General features: G+C 64.2%; 13 protein-coding genes and 1 pseudogene. All 14 read left to right on the forward strand.

From position 1 onward, the window contains the following. Complete coding sequence (locus tag A9Z05_RS05000) at positions 1–435, forward strand: tol-pal system YbgF family protein (protein ID WP_069617131.1); 435 nt, start codon at positions 1–3, stop codon at positions 433–435. A 733-nt stretch (positions 436–1,168) separates the two neighbouring features. Continuing rightward, entirely contained in the window at positions 1,169–3,172 is a 2,004-nt protein-coding gene (gene zorA / locus A9Z05_RS05005; protein WP_256121849.1) for an anti-phage ZorAB system protein ZorA, read from the forward strand. 3 nt (positions 3,173–3,175) lie between these two features. Further along, on the forward strand, positions 3,176–3,901 hold the full coding sequence (locus tag A9Z05_RS05010; RefSeq protein ID WP_006490605.1) for a flagellar motor protein MotB: 726 nt from the start codon (positions 3,176–3,178) through the stop codon (positions 3,899–3,901). Continuing rightward, a complete protein-coding gene (locus tag A9Z05_RS05015; protein WP_069617132.1) occupies positions 3,898–5,538 on the forward strand; it encodes an EH signature domain-containing protein in 1,641 nt (546 codons plus the stop codon). The genes A9Z05_RS05010 and A9Z05_RS05015 overlap by 4 nt, the downstream gene beginning before the upstream one ends. Positions 5,539–5,542: 4 nt before the next feature. Continuing rightward, complete coding sequence (locus tag A9Z05_RS05020) at positions 5,543–9,304, forward strand: SNF2-related protein (protein WP_084044116.1); 3,762 nt, start codon at positions 5,543–5,545, stop codon at positions 9,302–9,304. Positions 9,305–9,369: 65 nt separating this feature from the next. After that, positions 9,370–9,630, forward strand: a pseudogene (locus A9Z05_RS34100) (transposase); the annotation flags it as partial. A gap of 686 nt (positions 9,631–10,316) precedes the next feature. Continuing rightward, positions 10,317–11,393 carry an ABC transporter substrate-binding protein gene (locus tag A9Z05_RS05025; protein WP_256121850.1) on the forward strand — a complete coding sequence of 359 codons (1,077 nt, stop codon included), beginning with the start codon at positions 10,317–10,319 and terminating at the stop codon, positions 11,391–11,393. A gap of 42 nt (positions 11,394–11,435) precedes the next feature. After that, positions 11,436–15,125: a response regulator gene (locus tag A9Z05_RS05030; RefSeq protein ID WP_069617133.1), complete on the forward strand. Its 3,690-nt coding sequence runs from the start codon at positions 11,436–11,438 to the stop codon at positions 15,123–15,125. 55 nt (positions 15,126–15,180) lie between these two features. Further along, the gene (locus tag A9Z05_RS05035; RefSeq protein ID WP_371090618.1) at positions 15,181–17,766 is read left to right on the forward strand and encodes an EAL domain-containing protein; all 2,586 of its coding nucleotides are present in this window, start codon (positions 15,181–15,183) and stop codon (positions 17,764–17,766) included. Positions 17,767–18,366: 600 nt separating this feature from the next. Then, the gene (locus A9Z05_RS05040; RefSeq protein ID WP_050013708.1) at positions 18,367–18,549 is read left to right on the forward strand and encodes a Flp family type IVb pilin; all 183 of its coding nucleotides are present in this window, start codon (positions 18,367–18,369) and stop codon (positions 18,547–18,549) included. Positions 18,550–18,638: 89 nt separating this feature from the next. Next, positions 18,639–19,121 (forward strand): prepilin peptidase, encoded by a 483-nt coding sequence (locus tag A9Z05_RS05045; RefSeq protein WP_069617134.1) that lies wholly within the window; start codon positions 18,639–18,641, stop codon positions 19,119–19,121. 17 nt (positions 19,122–19,138) lie between these two features. Next, entirely contained in the window at positions 19,139–20,173 is a 1,035-nt protein-coding gene (cpaB, locus tag A9Z05_RS05050; RefSeq protein WP_069617135.1) for a Flp pilus assembly protein CpaB, read from the forward strand. Positions 20,174–20,236: 63 nt separating this feature from the next. Then, the gene (locus A9Z05_RS05055; RefSeq protein ID WP_069617136.1) at positions 20,237–21,619 is read left to right on the forward strand and encodes a type II and III secretion system protein family protein; all 1,383 of its coding nucleotides are present in this window, start codon (positions 20,237–20,239) and stop codon (positions 21,617–21,619) included. A 14-nt stretch (positions 21,620–21,633) separates the two neighbouring features. Continuing rightward, positions 21,634–22,017 carry a CpaD family pilus assembly lipoprotein gene (locus A9Z05_RS05060; protein WP_069617137.1) on the forward strand — a complete coding sequence of 128 codons (384 nt, stop codon included), beginning with the start codon at positions 21,634–21,636 and terminating at the stop codon, positions 22,015–22,017. The last annotated feature ends 2 nt before the right edge of the window (positions 22,018–22,019 follow it).

The following is a 22,019-nucleotide window of genomic DNA, read 5'->3' on the forward strand; positions in this document are numbered from 1 at the left end:
ATGACTAGGCTTCCCAAAAAAATCCAAGATGAGTTAGATGCTCTCTCGGAGCAGGGTAATGTCTTGTGTGATGCATCGAAGTTCGATGAGGCGATTCAGCGATGGAGTGCAGCTCTCGAGTTGCTTCCCGAACCGCGGGTTGATTGGGAAGCATACACGTGGCTCTGCGCATCGATCGGTGATGCGCAATATCAGCTCGAAGAGTTTGAGGCAGCGCGACAGAGTTTCTTTGATGCGCTCAATGGCCCCGGCGGACAGGAGAACCCCTTTGTTCACTATCGATTGGGGCAAAGTCAGGTCAGTCTCGGAGACGAGGAGCACGGAGTCGCCAGTTTACTAAAGGCGTACATGCTCGATGGCGAAGAGATTTTCGACGAGGACGACGAGGGCGAAAAGTATTTACAGATGTTGCGTGATAGAAAGCTTGTCGGTTGATCATCCATCAGACCTTGCACTGCGTGAACTTTGGGGTAGTCCGCGATAAGGGTTACAGGCGCTTGTAATTGGAAGGAAGTTGTCGCGAGCGGCGCGACTGGGATGGGCTCGTGGCGAAGTCATTCGATGTGTCACAAGCGTAGTGGGAGCGGCTGGCGTTCTTGAGGCTGCGCGCCTATTTCACCGGCGGGCTGCGACGCTCCGACATCGGAGCGCGTTGCGGCACCATAGTGGCGATTTCGCGCGACTTAGAGAGCGGTCAGGACATTGTGCCAAAGAACCTTGATCGTGACTTGGCCAGCCGCTCTCACCGACCAGCCCACGACTTCAAGCCGCTCTTCAAATTCAACCCAATCGCGTGCTTGCGTCGCTATTGCAAGGCTTTCGCGAGGGCAAGGACCTCGGATTGACGGCCGCCGTGTCGAGCGAAGGCCTGGAGCAGCGCACCAACAAGCCGATTTCAAAGTGGGGCACCATCACGCGCGATGGGGTACGGTGCAGCGCAGCACGCGGTGTTGGCCGGATATGTGCTCAGGCGCTGGGCTGTCGACGGGAGTCCGGACTGTAGGTTCGATCCAGCGTCAGACCTTCGATGGTTGAAATATGCAGACGCTGTATGGCGTAGAGAGCGCGTCGCGTGCCGTAGAGCAGGCCGCTCGCGAGCCGCCAAATTGAATTGACCAAGAATAGAATTGACCAAGAATTGCACGGGGAAGAAGAACAAATGCCAAGCATGAATCTGAGTGAGCTTGCAGCGGAGTATTGGCACATCGGCGTGGTCGCGCTGGTCTTGGTCTGTCTATCGCTGGACTTTCTAGTCAGGTTTTTCATCCGGTCGTTTAAGCTGAGGCGCGATCTCGATGACGCTATCGAGGCGTTGCAGGCGATTCGTGGCGAGAAGAACGGGGAGCTTGTCGAACTCTCCGCGGTCGAGACCAAGGCGATGAAGTCCGAAGCTTTGTCCAACCCGTGGACCGAATATGCCAAGACGCTTCACAAGCAGCTTGGCGATGAGGACGAGCTGGGGCAGCAACGCATCAGGTGCTGGCGCTCGACAGCGCTGGCCGAGACTTTTTTCACGGATCAGGCAATCGTCGACAGTCGCTTGAAGACGGACTTCTTCAAGCATCTCCCCGGGGTGCTCACGGGCCTGGGGATCATCGGAACCTTCCTCGGCCTCATCAAGGGTCTCGTGCATTTCGATGTGAGCGTCGACCCGGCGGCGGCCCAAGCTCAGCTCCAAGGGTTGGTGAGTTCGGTGGGACATGCCTTCTATGTCTCGGCATTCGCCATCGGCCTAGCCATGTTGATTACTTGGATCGAGAAGACGATCGTCACGGTTTGTTATGGCCAAGTCGAGGACATTCGCGAACTGGTCGATAGCATGTTCAGGGGCGGGGCGGGAGAGGAATACCTGCAACAGCTCGCGAAGTCGTCCCAAGACGCGGCGACCCAAGCTCAGCAAATGCGCGACTCGCTGGTAGTCGATCTCAAAGAGATCCTCACGACGTTGACCGAACGGCAGATTGCGGCCCAAGCCCAGTACACAGGCCAGATGTCTGTCGACGTGGCCAAAGTCATTTCAGAATCGCTGGCCAGTCCCATGTCCGCGATGGCCGAGGCTGTCCAGAAGGTCAGCGGTAGTCAGGGAGACGCTGTCAACAAGCTGTTGACCGACGTGTTGGCGAGCTTCTCTGAGCAAATGCAGGAGATGTTTGGCGGCCAGATGCGCGGCATGAGCGATCTGTTGCAAAAGGCCAGTGAATCGATGCAGGCCACGGCGATTCAATTCGGACAGCTTGCGGCGAACATGGACGCCGCCGGTAACAATACGGTGGACTCGATGGGCGAGAAGCTCGCCCAAGCGCTCGATGCGATGGACGTCCGGCAGTCGGCGATGAACGCTCGGATGGGAGAATTCATCGAGCAGATTCGCTCGTTGGTCGCGCAGTCTCAGTCCGAGACCGGTGAAAAGCTACGAGAGGCGTTGGCGGCGGTCGGGACTCAGGTCGCGGGCGTGGTCGAGACGCTGCGAAAGCAGGCCGAGGAGGCCGCTGAGTCGCAAGGCCAACGCGCCCGGCGGTTCGAGGAGTCGACTGGCCAGGCGATCAACTCGCTCTCCGGCCAAGTTGAGCAACTGCTCTCGCAGTCCGTGGAGACCAACAAGTCCTTGCAGACGTCCGTGTCGGCTTTGGCCGGCGCGACAGACCGGGCGATGGCCAGCCTCAATTCGGGGGTGGAAACCCTCTATGTCGCAGCCAGCGACTTCGCGAAAGCCGGTTCAGGAGTGTCCGAAACGATGCGCTCGGCCTCCACGGCCACCGATTCGATCAAGACGGCCTCCGAGCAGCTCTCGACGGCCACCGACAACGCCAAGGGGATCTTCGCCGACTACGCACGCACGCGCGACACATTCGCCACGATGGTCGCGGAGCTGCGGCAGACCTTCGAGTCGGCCAAGAAGGATGCTGCAATGACTTCGGAACTCGTTGGTAAGATCCAGGCAGCGGCCCGCGAACTCGCAGCGGCCCAGCAGCAGTCAGAGGACTATCTCAAAGGCGTCACCGAGGTCCTCGTGGGTGCGCACGAATCCTTCCGCGACAACATTGACAGAACGCTGGGTGAGGGCAATCGCAAGTTCCAGTTTGAGCTATCGAACGCCGTCAACCTACTGTCCGGAGCGATCAAGAATTTGGGCGATGCGGTTGATGAGATTCCGGCCGGTCGAGGGCGATAAGCGATGTTTGGTCCGAAATCATCTAGGCGGCGCAATGGCAGGGACGAAGGGGAGAAGCCCTTCTGGATTTCCTTTTCCGATTTGATGACGGCGCTTATGGTGCTGTTCCTCGTGTCGATGGCAGTCGCCCTGATCGCCATCACGCAGAAGCAAAAGGTCATTGACGACACGATCGAATTGCGCAAGAAGACCATCGCACAATGCTTGACCGAAGTCGAAGATGTTACCAAGCGCCCCGAGTTCAAGGGAGTGACGGTGCACGGCAACTCGATCGACTTCGGCGCAGTCGTTCTGTTCGCCGATCAGCACCACTCGTTTGAGAGGTCGGCCGACGAGCGCTTTATTCGCAGCTTCGTCCCCGAGGTGTTGAAGGTGGCTCGCGCAAAGAGCTGCGAAACGTGGCTTAAGCGTGTTGTAGTCGAAGGCTTCGCCAGCCGTACCGGTAACTATCTCTACAATCTGAATCTAAGCTACCTGCGATCTCAGCGAGTCTTGTGCGCGTTGCTAAACACACAAGTTCCCGACGCGCTCTCCGAAGCCGATCGAAGGCAGATTCAGACGCTCTTCTTGGTCGGCGGCTCGTCCTTCAACACTGCATCCAACGATGGTCCGGCACGCATGCGACGGGTCGAGGTCAGGTTAGAGTTCCGCGATTTCGGATCGGCGGCTGAGCCGACGCCAGACATTCCACTTGATCCGGGCAAGTCTTGTCCGAACGACCTGCGATGAACGAAGCGCTGGAATTGCTGCGATCAGGCTTGGCCCGCTCGTTCACGCAAGCGGCGAAGAATCCCGACCTATGGCTAGACGCGAAATCGATGGAGCACGCGAAGGAGCGCGTGATTCGCGATCATGGCGGAGCGGCGATCAAGGTGGATAGCCGGACCATTTGGGCTTCGATCGAGGACTTCCGACGGCTTGGCCATGCCGCGAACTTCCGCGAGCTCAAACACGTTTGCCTAGGTGTTTCCGCTATGGATGCCAAGGGCTGGTGCATCCTCGCTGAGGAAAGATTGCGTGAGCAGGTAGGCAAACAGGTCGAGGAACAGGTGGCTATCCATCGCAAGCTGCGCTGTTTTCAAGCATTGCTCGCCTCTTACTTCTCGTTTGCGCTTGGAGCGTCCAATCTTGACCCAAAGGCGGTGAAGGGCTGGACGACACTTCGGACTTGGCTCCAACGTCAGCGGCAGCAATTGGCCATTGCCTTGGACCACGTTCCGCCTTGGTTCGAAGCTCTGGATCGACATTCTGAATTTCTGACTGGGCGGCCCTGTGACAAGTTCGTCCCTGACTTGATGCGCGGCGATGCGTCCTCGCTCGAAGAAGCGATGGACAGCCTAGGCATCGATCGCGATTCCTGGGTGATGGAGGCGGCCGTCTTTGCGCAGATGGAGGCAGCGGAGAAGCTTGACGATGTTCGTTTCAAGGCGGCACTACCTGATCTGCTGCGCATCGCAATGGGTGAGGCGGGCGCGAAGGTCGGCGAACGGCTGCGGATTCGCGGCATCGCGTTACTGGTTTCCCGATATGCGCGTTGCTCTGCAACGCCAGAGCACCCTGGGCTGCGCGACGCGGCAGTCGGCGTCATTGGTAACCCTTGGTTGCGCAGAGCGAGTTGGGATGCGCACGTCGTAGACGCGGTAAAGCAGCCCGACACGCGTGCGAGAGAGATGGTTTTCGGGTGGCTCAAAGGCCGGCTCATCCAGGATTTCTTTGAGTTGCTCAGCGCCGAAGATACTGGCGATACGCGGCGCCTCGTCTATTGGCTGCGTTTCGCGCCCTTCGTCGACGATATGTGGTTCGCTCTTGGCCCCACGGCGCAATACCGAAGCGATCGGCTATTCAGGGAGTTTCGTGAGCGTGCGAAAGGGCGGCTCCTAGACCTTGAAGGCGCGTCGGGCGACAACAACGCGTTCGTGATGAGGATTGGTGCTCATGTCGCCATTGAGTTTGGCGCCACGGGCCACGCGTTCTATCTGCTTCGTTGGGACGCCTTGCCGCCAGCCGTATCTAGGGCGCTGACTTCGGGTAAAGCGAAGGACTATGTGGTGCTCAGCCAACTGAAGCCGGAACTCCACGAATGGAAGCAGAGTCACCGGGATGCGCCTGTCGCTCTCAGAAGTTGGGAACAGAAGTTTGACGACGAACTCTTACCGCGATTGGGTGTGGCGCCGAAAGAGCGGCCGGTATGCGTACCTGATCTCGAAAAGCTGTTGGAAGGGCGTAATGTCACCGTGACGGATAACAGGGCCAAGGGGGGCGCGCTTCGGATTGGGCCAGATGACGAACTGGCCGGCGTAGCTCGTCAGCTTGCAGCCTTGGGTATGCAGCAGCCGCGGCGCGGCCGTGGTTGGATCAAGGAGTGAGGAGATGATCCGATTGTTCGGTTCGAGGCGAGTCGGCGAGCAAGCCGAAGTTCACCCCCGTTCGAAGATCAATGTGTCTTGGGGGCGCCATGGCGTAGCATTTATTCCGGGCCCTGCTGATGAGGCGTGGCTTGATGAACCCAGCGTGTTCGGCGCCGACTCCGAACTAGTGCTATTGCTTCGGCAGTTAGAGGAGGAGGGCTACATCGAGGTGCGGCCGTCCGGCGCGTCGATGGACTGGGAGTCCTATTATCGCCTTGAAGCAGTGGAAGGTTACTCCGCTTCGCTTCATCTGTTGAAGCTCCCCGCAAAGCGCGGCTGGCGCCCGATGTTGTCCAGCCGGGGCGGGCTCTCGGATGCAACTTTCGCCATCGGAATCTCGGGCTGGCGCGACCCGGCCGGCGCGCAGCCGAGCGGCAACGTGGAGATTCAGGGGGCGATCGTCTCTGCCGATGGCGAGCAATCGCTGCTCTCCGAGTCGGTATGGCGAGTGGTCCACGCCATTGCCGAGCGGCGCTCTCGTTCTGCGGAGGGATACAGCCCCGAAGACAACAAACGAGATTGGGCCAGAATCAGACGGCATGCCATCGACGCGAATGCTGATCTTGCCGATTTCCTCGCCAAGACAATCGTACTCACTCCCGAACGGATCGACATCCAAATGCGTAAGGGCGGTGAGGGCGCACAAGACATGGTGGAGATCATGCCCGGCTTCGACGGTGCTCCGAGTCGATGGCTGGAAGTCTTCGATAGATTCGAAGTAGTCCCGGAGCGCTACGAGATACCGAACGGCTCCGGTCTGGTGCACGTCTTGATGTCGGAGGACGCGCGCGCGGTCCTGTCGGAGATTCGGCGGATGCCTGGGCGTCGGGTGGCCGGCGCTCGCGCGGAGGCCTTCTTGCGCAACCCGTTTGCGACGCTTGGCCCCTCGGCCGCAGTCGCGATCGACCCGGACCAGTTCGAGCGAGCGCGAGAGGATGCAGGCATCGTTTTCGAACGGTTTTCCGCACGCGTCGTCGCGGACCAATCTGGCTATCCGTGCGACGTGGGCTTGCTCATTGAGCAGGTCTTCGAGGGCAAGCTGGTGGCGGAGGAGTCCAAGTTCGAGTCCGCCACCGAACTCGGATCGTTCATCGCAAAGATGGAACAGCGCTTCGCCACTGGAGCGCAGTGCTGTCATTGGAAGGGATTCGACCTCGAAATCCTGGGTGACTCGCCAGATCAAGTTGAGAAACTGCGTTCGGCGTTGGCCAAGCTCGCCTTGCCGCGCAAGATCACGGTATCCGACATCTTTGATCTCTCACTGTATTCCGAGCGCATAGAGGGTTTCGGGGTAGAGAAGCCCTATTACTCGCCCTTTATCGCCAAGAAAGGCGACGGCGGTTGGGTGCCGGAGAACGTCGACCTTGGTCTATGGTTCACCGACTCGAAGGGCGAGACGGTGGCGATACCGCTCGATGGGCGCAACCTGGACAAGTTCCGCAAGGAGGTTGAGCAGGCTGAGCAGGAAAAGCGAGAGAGCTTTTCCTTTCCTGGGTGTCCGAGACCGGTGCCGACGGGCTGGGCCAAGGAGGCTCTCGAAACCCTCGGCAAGGTTAAGGAAGAAGTCAAAGGCGGCAACTACATTCCCGGCAAGGACAAGTCGGCTCGCAAGATGGTCGAGCGCAAGGGCTTGGTGGTCAAGCCCAATGTAGATGGACTTGATTACGAGGAGCGGCGTGGAGATCTGTCAGCGGATAAGGCGCCACCCGCGATACCATCGAGCCTACGCCCCGATATTGAGCTCAAAGACCATCAACGAGACGGTTTAGCTTGGCTACAAAATATGTGGCGCAATTCGCCGTCGGTATGCCGTGGCGCGCTCTTGGCCGACGACATGGGCTTGGGAAAGACCGTTCAGTTGTTGGCCTTCATGGCCTCGCTGATTGAGCTCGAGCCCCGCATCGATCCATTCTTGGTCGTCGCGCCCGTTTCGTTGCTGGACAATTGGAAGGCCGAAATCGAGAAATTTTTCGTTGAGGGAGCGATGGATGTCCTCACGCTGTATGGCCCGAACCTCGCGGCAAAGCGAGCACCGAGGTCCGCGCTTGATGACGGGTTGATTGAGTCGGGTTCGCCCAAGCTCTTAGCATCGGACTGGCTCGGTTCGGCAAACGTGGTGCTGACGACCTATGAGACATTGCGCGACCTGGAATTCTCCTTAGCTGCGCAGAAGTGGTCGGTCATGGTTTGCGACGAGGCCCAAAAGATCAAGAACCCCAACGCGATGGTGACGCGGGCCGCCAAGAAGCAGAACGCCAGACTGAAGATCGCATGCACCGGCACGCCCGTCGAGAACACGTTGGCTGATCTGTGGTGCCTATTCGATTTTGTGCAGCCTGGCTTGCTTGGTTCGTTGAAGGACTTCGGCAGCAAATACCGCAGGCCCATCGAGGTGGAGACCGACGACGAGAAGGCGCGCATTGAAGAGCTGCGCGGCCTTATCGAGCCACAGAAGCTGCGTCGCACCAAAGCCGAGGTCGCGAAGGACCTGCCTAAGAAGATCTTGCATGAGGGCTGTCGCAAGCTGCCGCTTTCCGCTCGCCAGCGGGCGCTCTACGCGGATGCGGTGGCTCAGTTCAAATCACGTGGGCAAGGGCAGGGTAGTGGGCTGCAATCGCCTTTAGGTCTGCTGCAATACCTGCGCCGCCTTTGCTCTGATCCGCGGCCTCCCGGTCATATTGCCACCAGCGATGAATCCGTCGAGACCATCAAGAAGGCGTCGCCCAAGATGGACTGGATGCTGCGGCGGCTCAGGGAAATCGAGGCGTCGGGATCTGGCGACAAGGTCATCGTCTTCTGCGAGTTCCGGGACTTACAGCGCGTCATTCAACGCGCCATATCTGAGGTGTTCGGATTCGTGCCAGACGTGATCAACGGTGATACCTCGACCGAATCCGGGGCCGCAAGTAGTCGCCAAACCCGTATAACGGCTTATCAGCAAAATCCTGGTTTCGGCGTGATCATTCTTTCCCCTCTTGCAGTCGGCTTCGGCGTCAACATCCAGGCTGCCAATCATGTCATTCACTACACGCGCACATGGAATCCCGCGAAGGAAGACCAAGCCACTGACCGCGCGTATCGAATTGGGCAGCAAAAGGATGTGTACGTCTACTACCCCGTTGTGGTTGGCGGCGACTTCGTGACTTTCGACGAGAAGCTGGACGTGTTGCTTGAACGGAAGCGCGCGCTGTCCTATGACATGCTCAATGGGGTCGGCGATGTGACCCCATCTGACTTCGCTGACATCGAAGCGCCGGGTGGTGGTTCGCCATTTGGCGAAGATCTCTTTAATCCTGTCGATGTCGGTTCCTTGGGACCGGATGCATTCGAGTCCTTTTGCGCGTTGCTGTGGAGCAAGCAAGGTTACTCGCGAACAATCAAGACGCCGAAGACGGGGGATGGCGGTGTGGACATCGTTGCAATCAAAGGCAATCGTGGCGCGCTCATCCAATGCAAGAGCTCTGGTGTCGAGGGTAAGGAGATGGGCTGGGAGGCTGTCAAGGATGTCGCGGCCGGTTCCGTGGCCTATTCCGCGCGCTACCCGGGCGTCGAGTTCCAACTCATTGCGGCCACCAATCGCCGGTTCAATCAATCGGCCCGACAGCAAGCGTCACTGCTGAACGTGACGTTGATCGAAGGGAGTGATCTAGTCGATTTACTTTCGAAGCACCCGACTAAGCGAGGTGAACTCGATCGCTTCGCAATGGCTGGCTGGTCACAGTGAAGAGAAGAATATGTCGTGACCTGCCTGATTTCGTCGTGCCATTTCAATCTTGGAGAACGGCCTCGGTTAACTTCTTGCGTCCTGGCAAGCCGGCCGACAATGCGAAGAACGAATCCTTCAACGGGCGCTTTCGGGAGGAGTGCCTCAACGCACACTGGTTCTTGTCGCTTGAAGACGCCAGACGCAAAATCGAAGTCTGGCGCGAGTACTATAACGAGGCGCGTCCTCACTCTGCGCTGCAGTGGATGACACCGGCGGAATTCGCCCGCCAGTGCACCGATCGGGCCGGTTCGGCCCGCCCCGAAGAGCCGGAATTTTCCAGCTAAGACTGGGACGGAAATTGGGCTAGCCTCACGAGCAGTATGTCGCCGTGGCCGTGCGATCGATTTGTTTGGCAGTCCCTTATTTATCCCCCCGTCGAACCGGCTTGCGGCATTCAACTGAAACACCAACAACGGGCGTGGCGTAGCTACGCGACGCGTCGGCGTATCGCTGCAGCGGCGGCGGCGCCCATCCGCGTGCTGCGCATTCCCTCTTCCGAACGCCGGAATCGGCCGCGCACCATCGCCCGGGCGCCGTGCTCTTGCGCATCGATTCCCGCAACAAAGCGACGCACTGACAATCGTATCGAAATGCCGCCAACGCGATCCCGCCCGGTCGCGCCCGCCCGCATTCCATCGCCGCAGCGCAACAACCCGCGACGACGGCGTGGCTCGGCGCCTCTGCCTTGCAGTCGCAAGGGATGCAAACTATATATATATATGACTAATCGACTCGTACCACGGCAGCGGTGCGGCATGCGGCGGGGCGCATCGTCAGATCAGAACAACCGGGTGCCGAACGGGAGCCCAACATGGACGAGACTGTGTCAGTCGCACCAATGTGTTCCGGCACCTGGTCTTCGAACCTACTGCGCGCACCCGCGCGTCCCCGCGCGAGGCAGGCGCTGGCGCTGATCGCATGCTGCGCCGCACTGAGCGGCCAGGGCGCCGGCTTCGCGGCGGAGCCCGGCGTGACCGGCGACACGATCCGCCTGGGCATGGTCAACGCGCAATCGGGCAATTCCGCCGGTCTCGGACACGGGCTGCTGATCGGCGCGCAAGCCGTATTCGACGACACGAACGCTCGCGGTGGCGTGCACGGGCGAAAAATCGACCTCGTCGTCGCCGACGATCGCTATGAGCCCGACCGGACTGTGGACAACACGCTGGACATGATCGAGCGGGGCAACGTCCTTGCGCTGTTCGGCTACGTCGGCACGCCGACGACCACCGCGGTGCTGCCGATGATCCGGGACGCCGGCATTCCGCTCGTCGGTACTTTCAGCGGCGCGATGGCGCTGCGCAAGCCGGTCACGCCGGAGGTCTTCAACGTCCGGGCGAGCTATGACGACGAAACGCGCGCGCTCGTCGATCATTTGATCGCGCACGACCGCGCAACGCGTTTCGCGGTGTTCTACCAGGACGACGGCTTCGGGCTCGCGGTGCTGGCGGGCACGCAGCTCGCGCTGCGCCGCCATGGCCTCGACGTCGTCGCCACCGGCACGTTCCGCCGCGGCACGACGGCGGTCGACACGGGTCTCGCGGCCGTACTCGAAGGGCGGCCCGACGTCGTCATCATGGTCGGCCCGTATACGCCGGTCGCCGCATTCGTTCGGGCCGCGCACCGCGAGGGCCTTACGGCCCATCTCGCGGCGGTGTCGTTCGTCGGCACCGACGACCTGTTGCGCCTGATCGGCGACGAAGGGAACGGCATGCTGATTTCGCAGGTCGTGCCGCTGCCGCAGAGCGATCGCCCGGTGATCCGGGACTGCGCGCGGCTCATCGCCCAGCGCTTTCCGGACGAGCACATCGGCGTGGTGCACATCGAGGGCTGCCTCGACGCGAAGGTCGCGCTGATCGGGCTGGAACGCGCGGGGCCATCGCCCACGCGAGCGACGCTGAAGCAGGCGCTCGAATCGATCCGGCATCTGGACCTCGGCGGCCTGGTGGTCAACCTGAGCACCGACGATCACCAGGCGCTGAACGACGTGTTCCTCACCGAAATCGCGCACGGGCGCGTCACGCCGCTAGTCGTGCCGGCGCAATGAGCGGCGGATGGCCGTCAGGCCATTCCGATCCTGGAGGGCTGCATGGACATCAAGGCGAAGCTCGTCACCAGTACCAGCCTGATGCTGCTGGGCGCGGTGGCGATTTCCGTGACCAGCCTGATCGCGGTGCACGGCATTGCGTCCGGCGTGCGCACGCTGACGACGGAATCGCTGCCGCTGCAGGTGCGCAGCAACGAACTCCAGCGCGCGTATGCGGAACTCGCGGTGGAGTTCGGCCGGCTCGAGCACGCGCAGGACGCGGCGGAGCGACAGCAGTCGTCGTCGCAGATCGAAACGCAATTGCAGCGGATTTCCGGCATCACGGCCGCCGTGCGCGCGATCGACCGGCACGGCATCGACGAACCGGCCACCGATCTGCGGACGATGCTCCGGTCGATGAACGAAGGCGTCGACAAGCGCCTGCGCGGCGATGCGCAGCTCGTCGCCGAGCGCCGGCTGATCGAACGCGTGCAGGCGCGGGGCGCCACGCTGCTGACCGAAATCGGCAAGGAAACCGAGCGGCTGGACGACGACGCCGATGCGGCGGTGAGCGGCGCGCTCGCGGCCAATACCGCATACAACCGGACGATTCATGCGCTCGACCAGGTGCGCACGAACGTGAAGGACATCATCACCGTCGCCGGCCGCGTCGACGTCGCGCCGAACCGATACCGGCTCGCGCCGCTGCGCGAGCGCATGCAGGCGTCGATCGACGGCGCGCGCCATGCGCTCGCGCTCGCGGCGCAGAACCTCGATGCCGCCACCGCGCAGGGCGTGACGGCCGCACTCGGGCGCGTGGCGGCCGACATCCTCGACGGCCAGGACGGCCTCGTCGCGCTGCGCGGCGCCATGTTCGCCGAGCCGTCCGTCGCGGCCCGCTACCGCGCGAAAGAGAGCAGCGTGCTGCAGTCGCTCGATGCGCTGGACGCAAAGCTCGCGGAGATCGCGGATCCGTTCGCATTGCAGATCGTCAAGGCGCGACAGCGTCTCGACGAGGCGATTGAATTCCGGCGGCGTGCCGCGCGGGTCGCGTCGCTGTCGGCGATCGTGAACGGCGGGATCAGCGCATTGGCGTTCGACCTGCGGATGATCGCGCAAAGCGACGGCAACGACCGTCTGGCGCGCGGCGACGACGATCTGCACAAGAATATCGGCGCGCTCACCGCATCCGCCGGCGCACTGCGCGATGCGCTCGCCGCGGACGGCCAGAGCAACGTGAAGCGCGCACAGGAGGTCGTCGGGCTGACCACGGAGCTGGCCGGATCCGCGCGCCGCATCCTCGCGGTGAAGTCCGACATGCTGTCCAACGACGTGGCCATGCAGGGCATCGTCGCGGACGTCGACACGACGGCCAATCGCCTCGCGGCCTACACGGAGCAGGAGGCCGTGCGCGTCGACCTTCAGCAGCGCGGCATCGTATCGGACGTCTACCGGGCCGTGGCGACCGCGATCCTGATGATCGTGGGGGTATCGTTCCTGCTCGCGATCGGCGGGCTGCTGATCAGTCATCGGCTCGGCGCGTCGATCTCCGGGCCGCTGTCGCGCCTGACGCGCACGATGGCGCGCATTCGCAGCGGCAGCGACCTGTCGTTGCGCATGACGCACAAAGGTCGCGACGAAGTCGCGGCGCTCGTCGCCGGCTTCAACATGATGCTCGACGAAATCCAACGCCGCGACGTCGATTTGCAGGCGGCGATCGCCACGGCCGAAGCCGCGAATTCGGCGAAATCGGAGTTTCTCGCGCGAATGAGCCACGAGATTCGTACGCCGATGAACGGCGTGCTCGGCATGACCGAACTGCTGCAGCGCACGCGGTTGACGTCGAAGCAGCGCAAGTTCGTCGACACCGTGTATCGATCCGGTCAGACGCTGCTCGTGCTGATCGACGACATTCTGGATTTCTCGAAGATCGAGGCCGGCAAGCTGACGCTGGAGCGCATCGATTTCAACCTGCATCAATTGCTCGACGATGTCGTCGCGCTGCTGGAGCCGAACGCGCAACGCAAGGCGCTTGCGCTCGTGTACCGGCGCGGCGACACCGTTCCGGAATGGATGCGCGGCGACCCGGTGCGGTTGCGCCAGGTGCTCACGAACCTGCTGGGCAATGCGATCAAGTTCACCGAGCACGGACACGTCGCGCTCAGCGTGTCGTATGCGGACGACGGCCGCATCGTGTTCACGATCGCCGACACCGGCATCGGCATCGCGCCCGAGGTGTCCGCGCAGTTGTTCCGGCCGTTCCAGCAGGCCGACAACTCGACCGCGCGCAAATACGGCGGAACCGGGCTCGGCCTCGTGATTTCCCGGCAGCTGGCCGAGATGATGGGCGGCGCGCTCACGCTCGAATCGACGCCCGGCCAGGGCTCGGTGTTCACCGTGACGACCCCGTTCGAGCCGGCGTCCGGAGAGGTCGGCGTCGCATCGGAGGCAAGGCCGTCGCTCGCCGGCCTGAAGGTGCTGATCGTGGACGACAGCGAAACCGATCGCAGCGTGCTGCTCGAACATGCGATCGAATGGCAGCTGTGCGTCGCCACGGCGATCGGCGGTGACGACGCGCTGGCGCAGTTGCGCGCGGCGGTCGCCGACGGCGCGCCGTTCGATCTCGCGATCGTGGACGTACGGATGCCGGGCATGGACGGCATCTCGCTCGTGCAGTACATCCGCCGCGATCCGTCGCTGCGTGCGCTCAGGATCATCACGCTGACCGCGTTCGAGATGATGGACAGCGTCCTGGTCGCGCATGAACTCGACATCGCCGCCCGGCTGACGAAGCCGCTCCATGGCGCCGATCTCCATACGGCCATCGCGTCGGCGATGCACGTGATGCCGCCGCGGCCGACGTCGGCGGAGCCGGTGTCCGACGACGCCGACGCGAGTCCGGGCCGGCCGCTCGATGCGATCGCGGCGCGCGTGCTGCTGGTGGAGGACAACGTCGTGAATCAGCAGATCGCGCTCGCGATGCTGGAGGACACCGCCTATCAGGTCGACGTGGCCGACGACGGCGAGCAGGCGCTGAAGCGGCTGGCGGACGACCGATTCGACGTCGTTCTGATGGACTGCCAGATGCCGAAGCTCGACGGCTTCGAGGCGACGCGGCAGCTGCGCCGTCGCGAAGCCGAAGCCGGCGCGCCGCGCTTGCCGGTGATCGCGCTGACGGCCAATGCGCTCAGCGGCGACCGCGAGCGCTGCCTGGCCGCCGGGATGGACGACTATCTCGGCAAGCCGTTCCGCCGCGATGCGCTGCTGCAGATGCTCGCGCGCCATGTCGGCGGCGCGGCGTGCGCGCCGGCAACCGAAAGCGATGCGGCGACGACAGACGCGGGCATCGACACGCGTCCGGAAGCGGGCGGTGGCGCGGCCCCCGATCCGGACGACGACGCAAGCGTGATCGACCACAAGGCGCTCGATGCATTGCGCGCGCTTCAGCGGCCGGGCCGCCCGGATGTCCTGACGCGGATCATCGATCAATTCGCGGCGGATGCGCCGCGGCTGATCCGCGACATGCATGCGGCGGTCGAAGCGGGCGACGCCGATGCGCTGAAGCTGGCTGCCCATACGCTGAAATCGAGCAGCGCGAACGTCGGCGCGCACCTGCTGTCGGCGCGTTGCCGCGCGATCGAGCAGCTGGCGCGCGCGGCCGACGTCGGCGCGGCGGTGGAGCTGGTCGCCGGCACGGATGCGGAATTCGGGCACGCGCACGCGGCGCTGATCGCGGAGCGCGTCGAAGGTTGAATGGACGCCGGACCGGCCGATCGCCAGGGCGATTGCGCGGCGGCAAAACAGGAGGATGCTCGTGAACCAGGAACATGCCGATGTGCCGGCGATTCTGATCATCGACGACGACGCCATGACGCGCCTGCTGGTCGTCGAGACGCTGGAACCCGAAGGCTTCCGCGTCGAGGAAGCGACGGGGCCGCAGGAGGGCATCGACGCGTTCCTGCGTCATCGTCCGGTCGTGGTCCTGCTCGACGTCGAAATGCCCGGCGGGGACGGATTCGAGTGTTGCCGGGCGTTGCGCGCGTTGCCGGAGGGCCGCCGCGTGCCGATCGTCATGCTCACGGGCAACGACGACGACGCATCGATCGCCAGCGCGTTCGACGCCGGCGCGACCGACTTCGTGTCGAAGCCGATGCGGTGGAAGCTGCTCGGGTATCGGGTCCGCTATCTGTTGCGCGCGGCCGCGGCGGTCGAAAAGCTGGCGACGACCGAGGTCAGCCTCACGCATGCGCAAGCGCTCGCGCACCTCGGCAACTGGGAATACCAGGCCGGGCGGACGGACGGCTACTGGTCGCCGGAGCTGTACCGGATTCTCGGGCTCGACGCCGCCCACACGCCGCCGACGTTCGAACGCCTCGTGCAGGCCGTTCCACCCGACGAGCAGCCGCTGCTCGTGCAGTCCTACACGAGCCTGCGCACCGAAGGTGTCGCGTTCTCGATCGAGCATCGGCTGATCCATGCGGACGGCACCGAGCGCTGCGTGCTGCACCAGGCGGAGTCCGGCCGCGATCCGAACCACGCGATCATCCTGCGCGGCATCGTGCAGGACATCACCGAACGCAAGATGCAGCAGGGGCGTATCGAATACCTCGCCAATCACGACGCGCTGACGGGCCTGCCGAACCGCAACCTGCTCGGCGACCGGATGGAGCAGGCGATGTCGCAGGCGCGGCGCACCGGGCAGCTGATCGCGGTGATGGTGCTCGACCTGGACCGCTTCAAGCACATCAACGACAGCTTCGGTCACTCGGCCGGCGACGGGCTGCTGCGGGTCGTCGCCGCGCGCCTGAAGAGTTCGGTGCGCGACGGCGACACGGTCGCGCGGCTCGGCGGCGACGAGTTCGTCGTGATGCTGGTCAACCTCGCGACGGCGTCGGATGCGGACGCGATCGCCCGCAAGATCCTGGACACCTTCATTGCGCCGTTCGTGCTCGATGGCCACGACCTGCACGTGACGACCAGCGTCGGCGTCAGCCTTTACCCGACCGACGGGACCGACGCGGAGACGCTGCTGAAGACGGCCGATGCCGCGCTGTATTGCGCGAAGGAACACGGGCGCAATTGCTACAGCTTCTATACGCGTGAACTCGGCGCGCGCGTCGAAGAGCAGACCATCCTCGAAAACGCGCTGCATCAGGCCGTCGCGAACGGCGAACTCGAGCTGTACTACCAGCCGAAGGTCGATCTCAAGACCGGTCAGATCAGCGGCGTCGAGGCGCTGATTCGCTGGCGACGTCCGGGAATCGGCGTGATTCCGCCCGACCGCTTCATTCCGATCGCCGAAGAAACCGGGCTGATTCTGCCGATCGGAGAATGGGTGTTGCGCACCGCGTGCGCCCAGGCCGTCGCGTGGCGCCGGGAAGGGCATCCGCCGATCCGGATTGCCGTCAACCTGTCCGCGCGCCAGTTCCGGCAGCAGGACGTGGCGCACCTGGTGCGCACGGCGCTCGCGGAAACCGGTCTCGAGCCCGACTCGCTCGAACTCGAGTTGACCGAGAGCGTGCTGATGGAGGATTCCAATGCGATCGCACATACGCTGCGCGAACTGAAGGCGCTCGGTGTCGTGCTGTCGCTGGACGATTTCGGCACCGGCTATTCGAGCCTGTCGTACCTGAAGGACTTGCCGATCGACGTCGTCAAGATCGATCGTTCGTTCCTCAGCGACGTCACCACCAGCGCGGAAGGTGCGTCGTTGACGCGCTCGATCATCGCGATGGCCGAGTCGCTGCACATGGAGACGGTGGCCGAGGGCGTGGAGACGGAAGCCCAGCTGTCGTTCCTGAACCGCCACCGCTGCCATGCGATGCAGGGTTACTACTTCAGCCATCCGGTCACCGGCGACGAGATCGCCGACATGTTGTCCGCCGGCTCGGAGTTGCCCGAGCACTGCCGGCAGCGCGAACTGCTGCATCGCACGCTGCTGCTGGTGGACGACGACCGCGCGGTCCTGCAGATGCTCAGGCAGGCGCTTGGCCGCGACGGCTACGAGATCCTCGCCACCACCGATCCCGACGAGGCGCTCGACCTGCTCGCGCAGCATCGCGTCGGCGTGATCGTGTCGGACTTCCGGATGCCGAGCGTGTCCGGGCTCGACCTGCTGCAGCGTGTCAAGGCGCTGTACCCGGACATCGTGCGCATCCTGCTGTCCAGCTACGGCGACGGCGCGTCGATCGAGGACGCGTCCGGCAGCGGGTCCGTTCAGAAGCTGCTGATCAAGCCATGGGACGTCGCACTGCTGCGCAAGCACATCACCGAGTCGTTCCAGCGGTTCGAGCACGCGTCGATGAGCGGGGCCGATCTCGGCGTGGCCCGCCTCGGCATCCGCCCGTCTCCGCTGCGCGCGCTCGGCAGGGCGGAGTCGCGCGATCGCCATTGACCGAAAGCCGCCGACGCGCTCGACGCATGGACGGTGCGGAGGTGCGCATTGCGTCGACCGGCGCGCTCGCGGAACGTGTTTCGCGCGACGCCGCTCGGCTATCGGAATTCGATACCCGGGCAATAAAGAGGACCGCCCGGCAATCGAAAACTGAACAAATGCGTAAATTGTGCGCGATTCGGAAAATCATTCCGCCCGGCGCCGTAAGACTATTAAAGTGGATGGCGACTACATAATGCGGAGCCGCGATAATACGCCGACTGGCGGGATCTCCATTCACTTGTGAACAGGTTTTTCCATAAATACATTTCGACGCTAAATTATTTGAAAACGCCAAAAAAATTGTCTATACCCTAGACGAACGGCTGGATCCACATTGCGTCGATGCGGGCAGGTAACAAGCGAGCGCGGGTCATGGCGGATTCCATTGCCGCCGAACTCGCGTTGCAGTGATCGAATGGATTCCGGGGGATGCGAACGGCCCGTTGCCAGGCCTGCCGCATGAGTCATGAATGGGCGAAACGCAGTGAACACCACCGAAGCAACGCCGCGTCTTTACATTCAACGGTCGATCAACGACCCCGTCACACGGAGGTTGTCATGCTGCACTACGTCAAATCCCTGCTGCGCGATGAACGCGGCGTCAGCTCGCTCGAATACGCGGTCCTCGCCGGCATCGTCGTCGTCGCGCTGGCTGCGGTCGGGGTGATCCTGAGCAGCAACACCGGCGGGCTGCCGGCCGTGTTCACATCGTTGATCAACAAGGTCACGGCGCTGATCTGATCCCCCTGAACCCGCGCGCCGCCGACGAATACACGGATCCGCAGCGGTACGACGTATCCAGCCGGGGCGCGCCGACGGACGGCTCTCCGATGCTCTATCTCGTACAGTCGGCGGCGACGCTCGTGCTGATGTCGCTCGTGCTGCAGGACGTGCGCACGCGGCGCCTGTCGAACCGCGCGGTCCTCGCGTTCGCGGTGCTGTATTTCGTCGCGGCCGCGCTCGCGCGCGAAGGGCTCGCGCAGCTCGCCGCGCACGTCGCGACCGCCGCGGCGATGCTGCTGCTGTTCGCCGGGCTGCGTCACGCCGGCTGGATCGGCGGCGGCGACGTGAAGCTGGCGGCGGCCGTCTTCCTGTGGGCCGGCCCGGCGCTCGCGTTCCCGGTGTTGACGATCGTCGGGGCGAGCGGCGTCGCATGCGGCGTCGCCATGCTCGGGGCCGTGGCGTGGCAGCGTCGCCGCATCGCGCCGGCGCCTGCGATCGACACGCGCGGCGTGCCGTACGGCATCGCGCTCGCGCTCGGCGGCGCACTGGCCGTCTGGGCACCGTTTCCTCACGCGGTTTCGCTCACCTAGCGGGGACGCACGCCGCCATGCCCAAACCTCTGAGAATGGCCGTGCTGATCATTGCTGCCGCCATCGGTGCGTTCCTGCTGCGCCAGCTCTATGTCGCCGCGTCGACGCCGTCGGCGCCCGGCGTGGCGAGCGACGTCGACGTGCGCGTCGCGGCGGCCGACCTGCCCGAAGGGCTGCTGCTGCGCGACAACGATCTCGCGTGGAAGCGCATGCCGCGCGCGCAGGTGCCGGCCGGCGCATTCGTCGAGTCCCAGCCGGGCGCGGACCTCAAGGGCGCGCTGCTGCGCAGCCGCGTGGACGCCGGTGCGCCGATTCGCGCGGACAACGTGATCCCGGCCGGCGCGCCGGATTTTCTCGCGGCCGCGCTGCAACCCGGCATGCGCGCGATCTCGGTGCCGGTCGACGACGTGTCGGGCAACGCGGGGCTGATCCAGCCGGGCGACTTCGTCGACGTGGTGCTCACGCAGCAGATCGGCGGTTCCGCGACGACGCCCGGCACGTTCGAAGCCGAGACGGTCGTGCGCCGCGCGCGCGTGCTCGCGGTCGGTTCGGAATTCCAGCGTGCGAAGACGGCCGCGAGCGCGCCCGACGCGCCGGTGCGCGCGCGCACGGTCACGCTCGAGGTCGCGCCGCGCACCGCGCAGGTCGTGCTGGTCGCGACGCGCCTCGGTTCGCTGTCGCTCGCGCTGCGCAGCTTCGCGACGAGCGACCGCCGCCAGGCCGCGGGCGGCGACGAACAGGAGCCCGATACGCCGCCGGTGTGGGCCGGCGACGTCTCGCGCGCGTTCCGCGATGCGACGCGCTCGCCGTCGGCGAAGACCGACACGGGCATGCGGCCGGCTCCGCAGGGCAACACGGTCGTGATCTATCGCGGCTCGTCGGTGGACGACGGCTCGCGTGGCAGTGGCGGCGGCGGTGGCGTCGGCATGCCGGGCATCCCGCCGCTGCCGTCCGGCTGGCCGGGCACGCCCGTTGCGCCGCCTGCGCCCGCGGTGGGCAATGCGGCCGCCGACACGACGGCGCAAGCGCCGCGGGCGGCGCTCGCGCAGTGACGCGATGACGAGGTGTCGATTGGGAACCGGCCGCCCGGCGGCCTGCATTTGACGGGAACACGCATGGTGCGCATGGTTCGTTGGATCGCTTGCTGGTGCCTGGCCGCCGTCGTCGCTCCGGGTGTCGCGTTCGCGCAGCGCGCGCAGGCGGCGGACGCCGGCGCGGCATTGTCGATCGCGACCGGCAAGGGCGAGATGCTGTCGCTGCCGGAACCGGCGACCGCGATGTTCGTCGCGGACCCGAGCATCGCGGACATCCAGGTGCCGTCGCCGCGCACCGTGTTCGTGTTCGGCAAGAAGGCCGGCACCACCACGCTGATCGCGCTCGGCGCGAATCATCGGCCGATCCTGCGCCGGACCGTGATCGTGCAGGTCGACACCGCATCGCTGCAGACGGTGCTCGACAGCCGCTTCCCGCAATTGAAGCTGTCGGTGTCCGGCGCGCCGGGCTCGCTGATGGTGTCGGGCAAGGTGCCGAGCGCGGCCGACGCGGACGCCGTGATGCAGTCGCTCGCGCCTTATGTGAACGACAAGGAAAAGATCGTCAACCGGCTCACGCTGTCGCGCCCGATCCAGGTGAACCTGCGCGTGCGCGTGACGGAAGTGAGCCGCAACATCACGCAGCAGCTCGGCATCAACTGGAGTTCGCTCGGCGCGGCAGGCAACTTCATCGGCGGGCTGTTCAACGGGCGCACGCTGTTCGATCCGACGAACCGGCTGTTCAACCTGTCGCCGACCGGCGCGTATTCCGTGGTGGGCGGCTTCCATGCCGGGCGCTGGTCGATCGACGTCGTGCTCGACGCGCTCGATCAGGAAGGGCTGATCACGATGCTCGCGGAGCCGAACCTCACCGCGATGTCCGGGCAGACCGCGAGCTTCCTCGCGGGCGGCGAGATTCCGATTCCGGTCGCGCAGGCCGGCAACACGACCGGCGCGATCACGGTCGAGTTCAAGCCGTTCGGCGTGTCGCTCGACTTCACGCCGACCGTGCTCGCCGACAACCGGATCAGCCTGAAAGTGCGCCCGGAGGTGAGCGAGGTCGACCCGAACAACAGCGTGACGACCGGCGGCGTCACGGTGCCCGGGCTCTCCGTGCGGCGCGTCGAGACGACGGTCGAGCTATCGAGCGGGCAGAGCTTCGCGATCGGCGGGTTGCTGCAGAGCCAGACGGCCAACACCGTGTCGCAGATCCCGGGGCTCGGCCGGCTGCCGATCATCGGCCGGCTGTTTTCGTCGAAGAACTTCCAGGACAACAAGACCGAGGTCGTCGTGATCGTGACGCCGTACATCGTGCAGCCGACCGGGCCGGGCCAGCTCGAGCAGGCGCTCGACACCGTCGCGCGGCCGAGCAGCGACCTCGAGTTCGCGATCCAGCGCAATCTCGGGCTCGACCTGCTGACCGGCGACACGCCGCGTCTCGTCGGCGCCGCGGGCTTCGTGTACTGACCGGAGGAGCACGCATGCGAGTCCGAACCCTGTTCACCGCGCCGTTGCCGCTGGCGCTCGCGGCGTGCCTGTCGACGCCGCCGCCGATCAACCTGCCCGATGCGCGCGCGATCGGCTTCGACGGCGTCCGTGCGGTGCCGCCCGACTGCGCGAAGCTGATGCAGCCGTCGCATCTCGTCGATGCCGGCTTCGGGCGGCCCGGCGTGCCGTTCGGCTGCGCGACCTACACGAATCTCGCGACGATGCTCGCGCGGCCGGAAGACCTCGTCGCGCCCGTGCCGTACGGCGGTGCCGATGCGCAAGTCGCGACCGACGCGGTGCGCCGCTACGTCGAGGATCGCGTGAAGCAGCCCACGCCGGGCAAGACGCTGACGACGACCGGCTCGCCCGGCCATTGACC

This window comes from Burkholderia sp. A2, assembly GCF_001729305.1.
GTDB classification, from domain to species: Bacteria; Pseudomonadota; Gammaproteobacteria; order Burkholderiales; family Burkholderiaceae; genus Burkholderia; species Burkholderia sola.

Coding starts and splice junctions, on each gene's coding strand:
- cpaB (WP_069617135.1), top strand. CDS start 19,139: ATGCCCAAACCTCTGAGAATGGCCGTGCTGATCATTGCTGCCGCCATC.
- zorA (WP_256121849.1), top strand. CDS start 1,169: ATGAATCTGAGTGAGCTTGCAGCGGAGTATTGGCACATCGGCGTGGTC.
- A9Z05_RS05055 (WP_069617136.1), top strand. CDS start 20,237: ATGGTGCGCATGGTTCGTTGGATCGCTTGCTGGTGCCTGGCCGCCGTC.
- A9Z05_RS05060 (WP_069617137.1), top strand. CDS start 21,634: ATGCGAGTCCGAACCCTGTTCACCGCGCCGTTGCCGCTGGCGCTCGCG.
- A9Z05_RS05040 (WP_050013708.1), top strand. CDS start 18,367: ATGCTGCACTACGTCAAATCCCTGCTGCGCGATGAACGCGGCGTCAGC.
- A9Z05_RS05035 (WP_371090618.1), top strand. CDS start 15,181: ATGCTCGTGAACCAGGAACATGCCGATGTGCCGGCGATTCTGATCATC.
- A9Z05_RS05045 (WP_069617134.1), top strand. CDS start 18,639: ATGCTCTATCTCGTACAGTCGGCGGCGACGCTCGTGCTGATGTCGCTC.
- A9Z05_RS05030 (WP_069617133.1), top strand. CDS start 11,436: ATGGACATCAAGGCGAAGCTCGTCACCAGTACCAGCCTGATGCTGCTG.
- A9Z05_RS05000 (WP_069617131.1), top strand. CDS start 1: ATGACTAGGCTTCCCAAAAAAATCCAAGATGAGTTAGATGCTCTCTCG.
- A9Z05_RS05010 (WP_006490605.1), top strand. CDS start 3,176: ATGTTTGGTCCGAAATCATCTAGGCGGCGCAATGGCAGGGACGAAGGG.
- A9Z05_RS05020 (WP_084044116.1), top strand. CDS start 5,543: ATGATCCGATTGTTCGGTTCGAGGCGAGTCGGCGAGCAAGCCGAAGTT.
- A9Z05_RS05015 (WP_069617132.1), top strand. CDS start 3,898: ATGAACGAAGCGCTGGAATTGCTGCGATCAGGCTTGGCCCGCTCGTTC.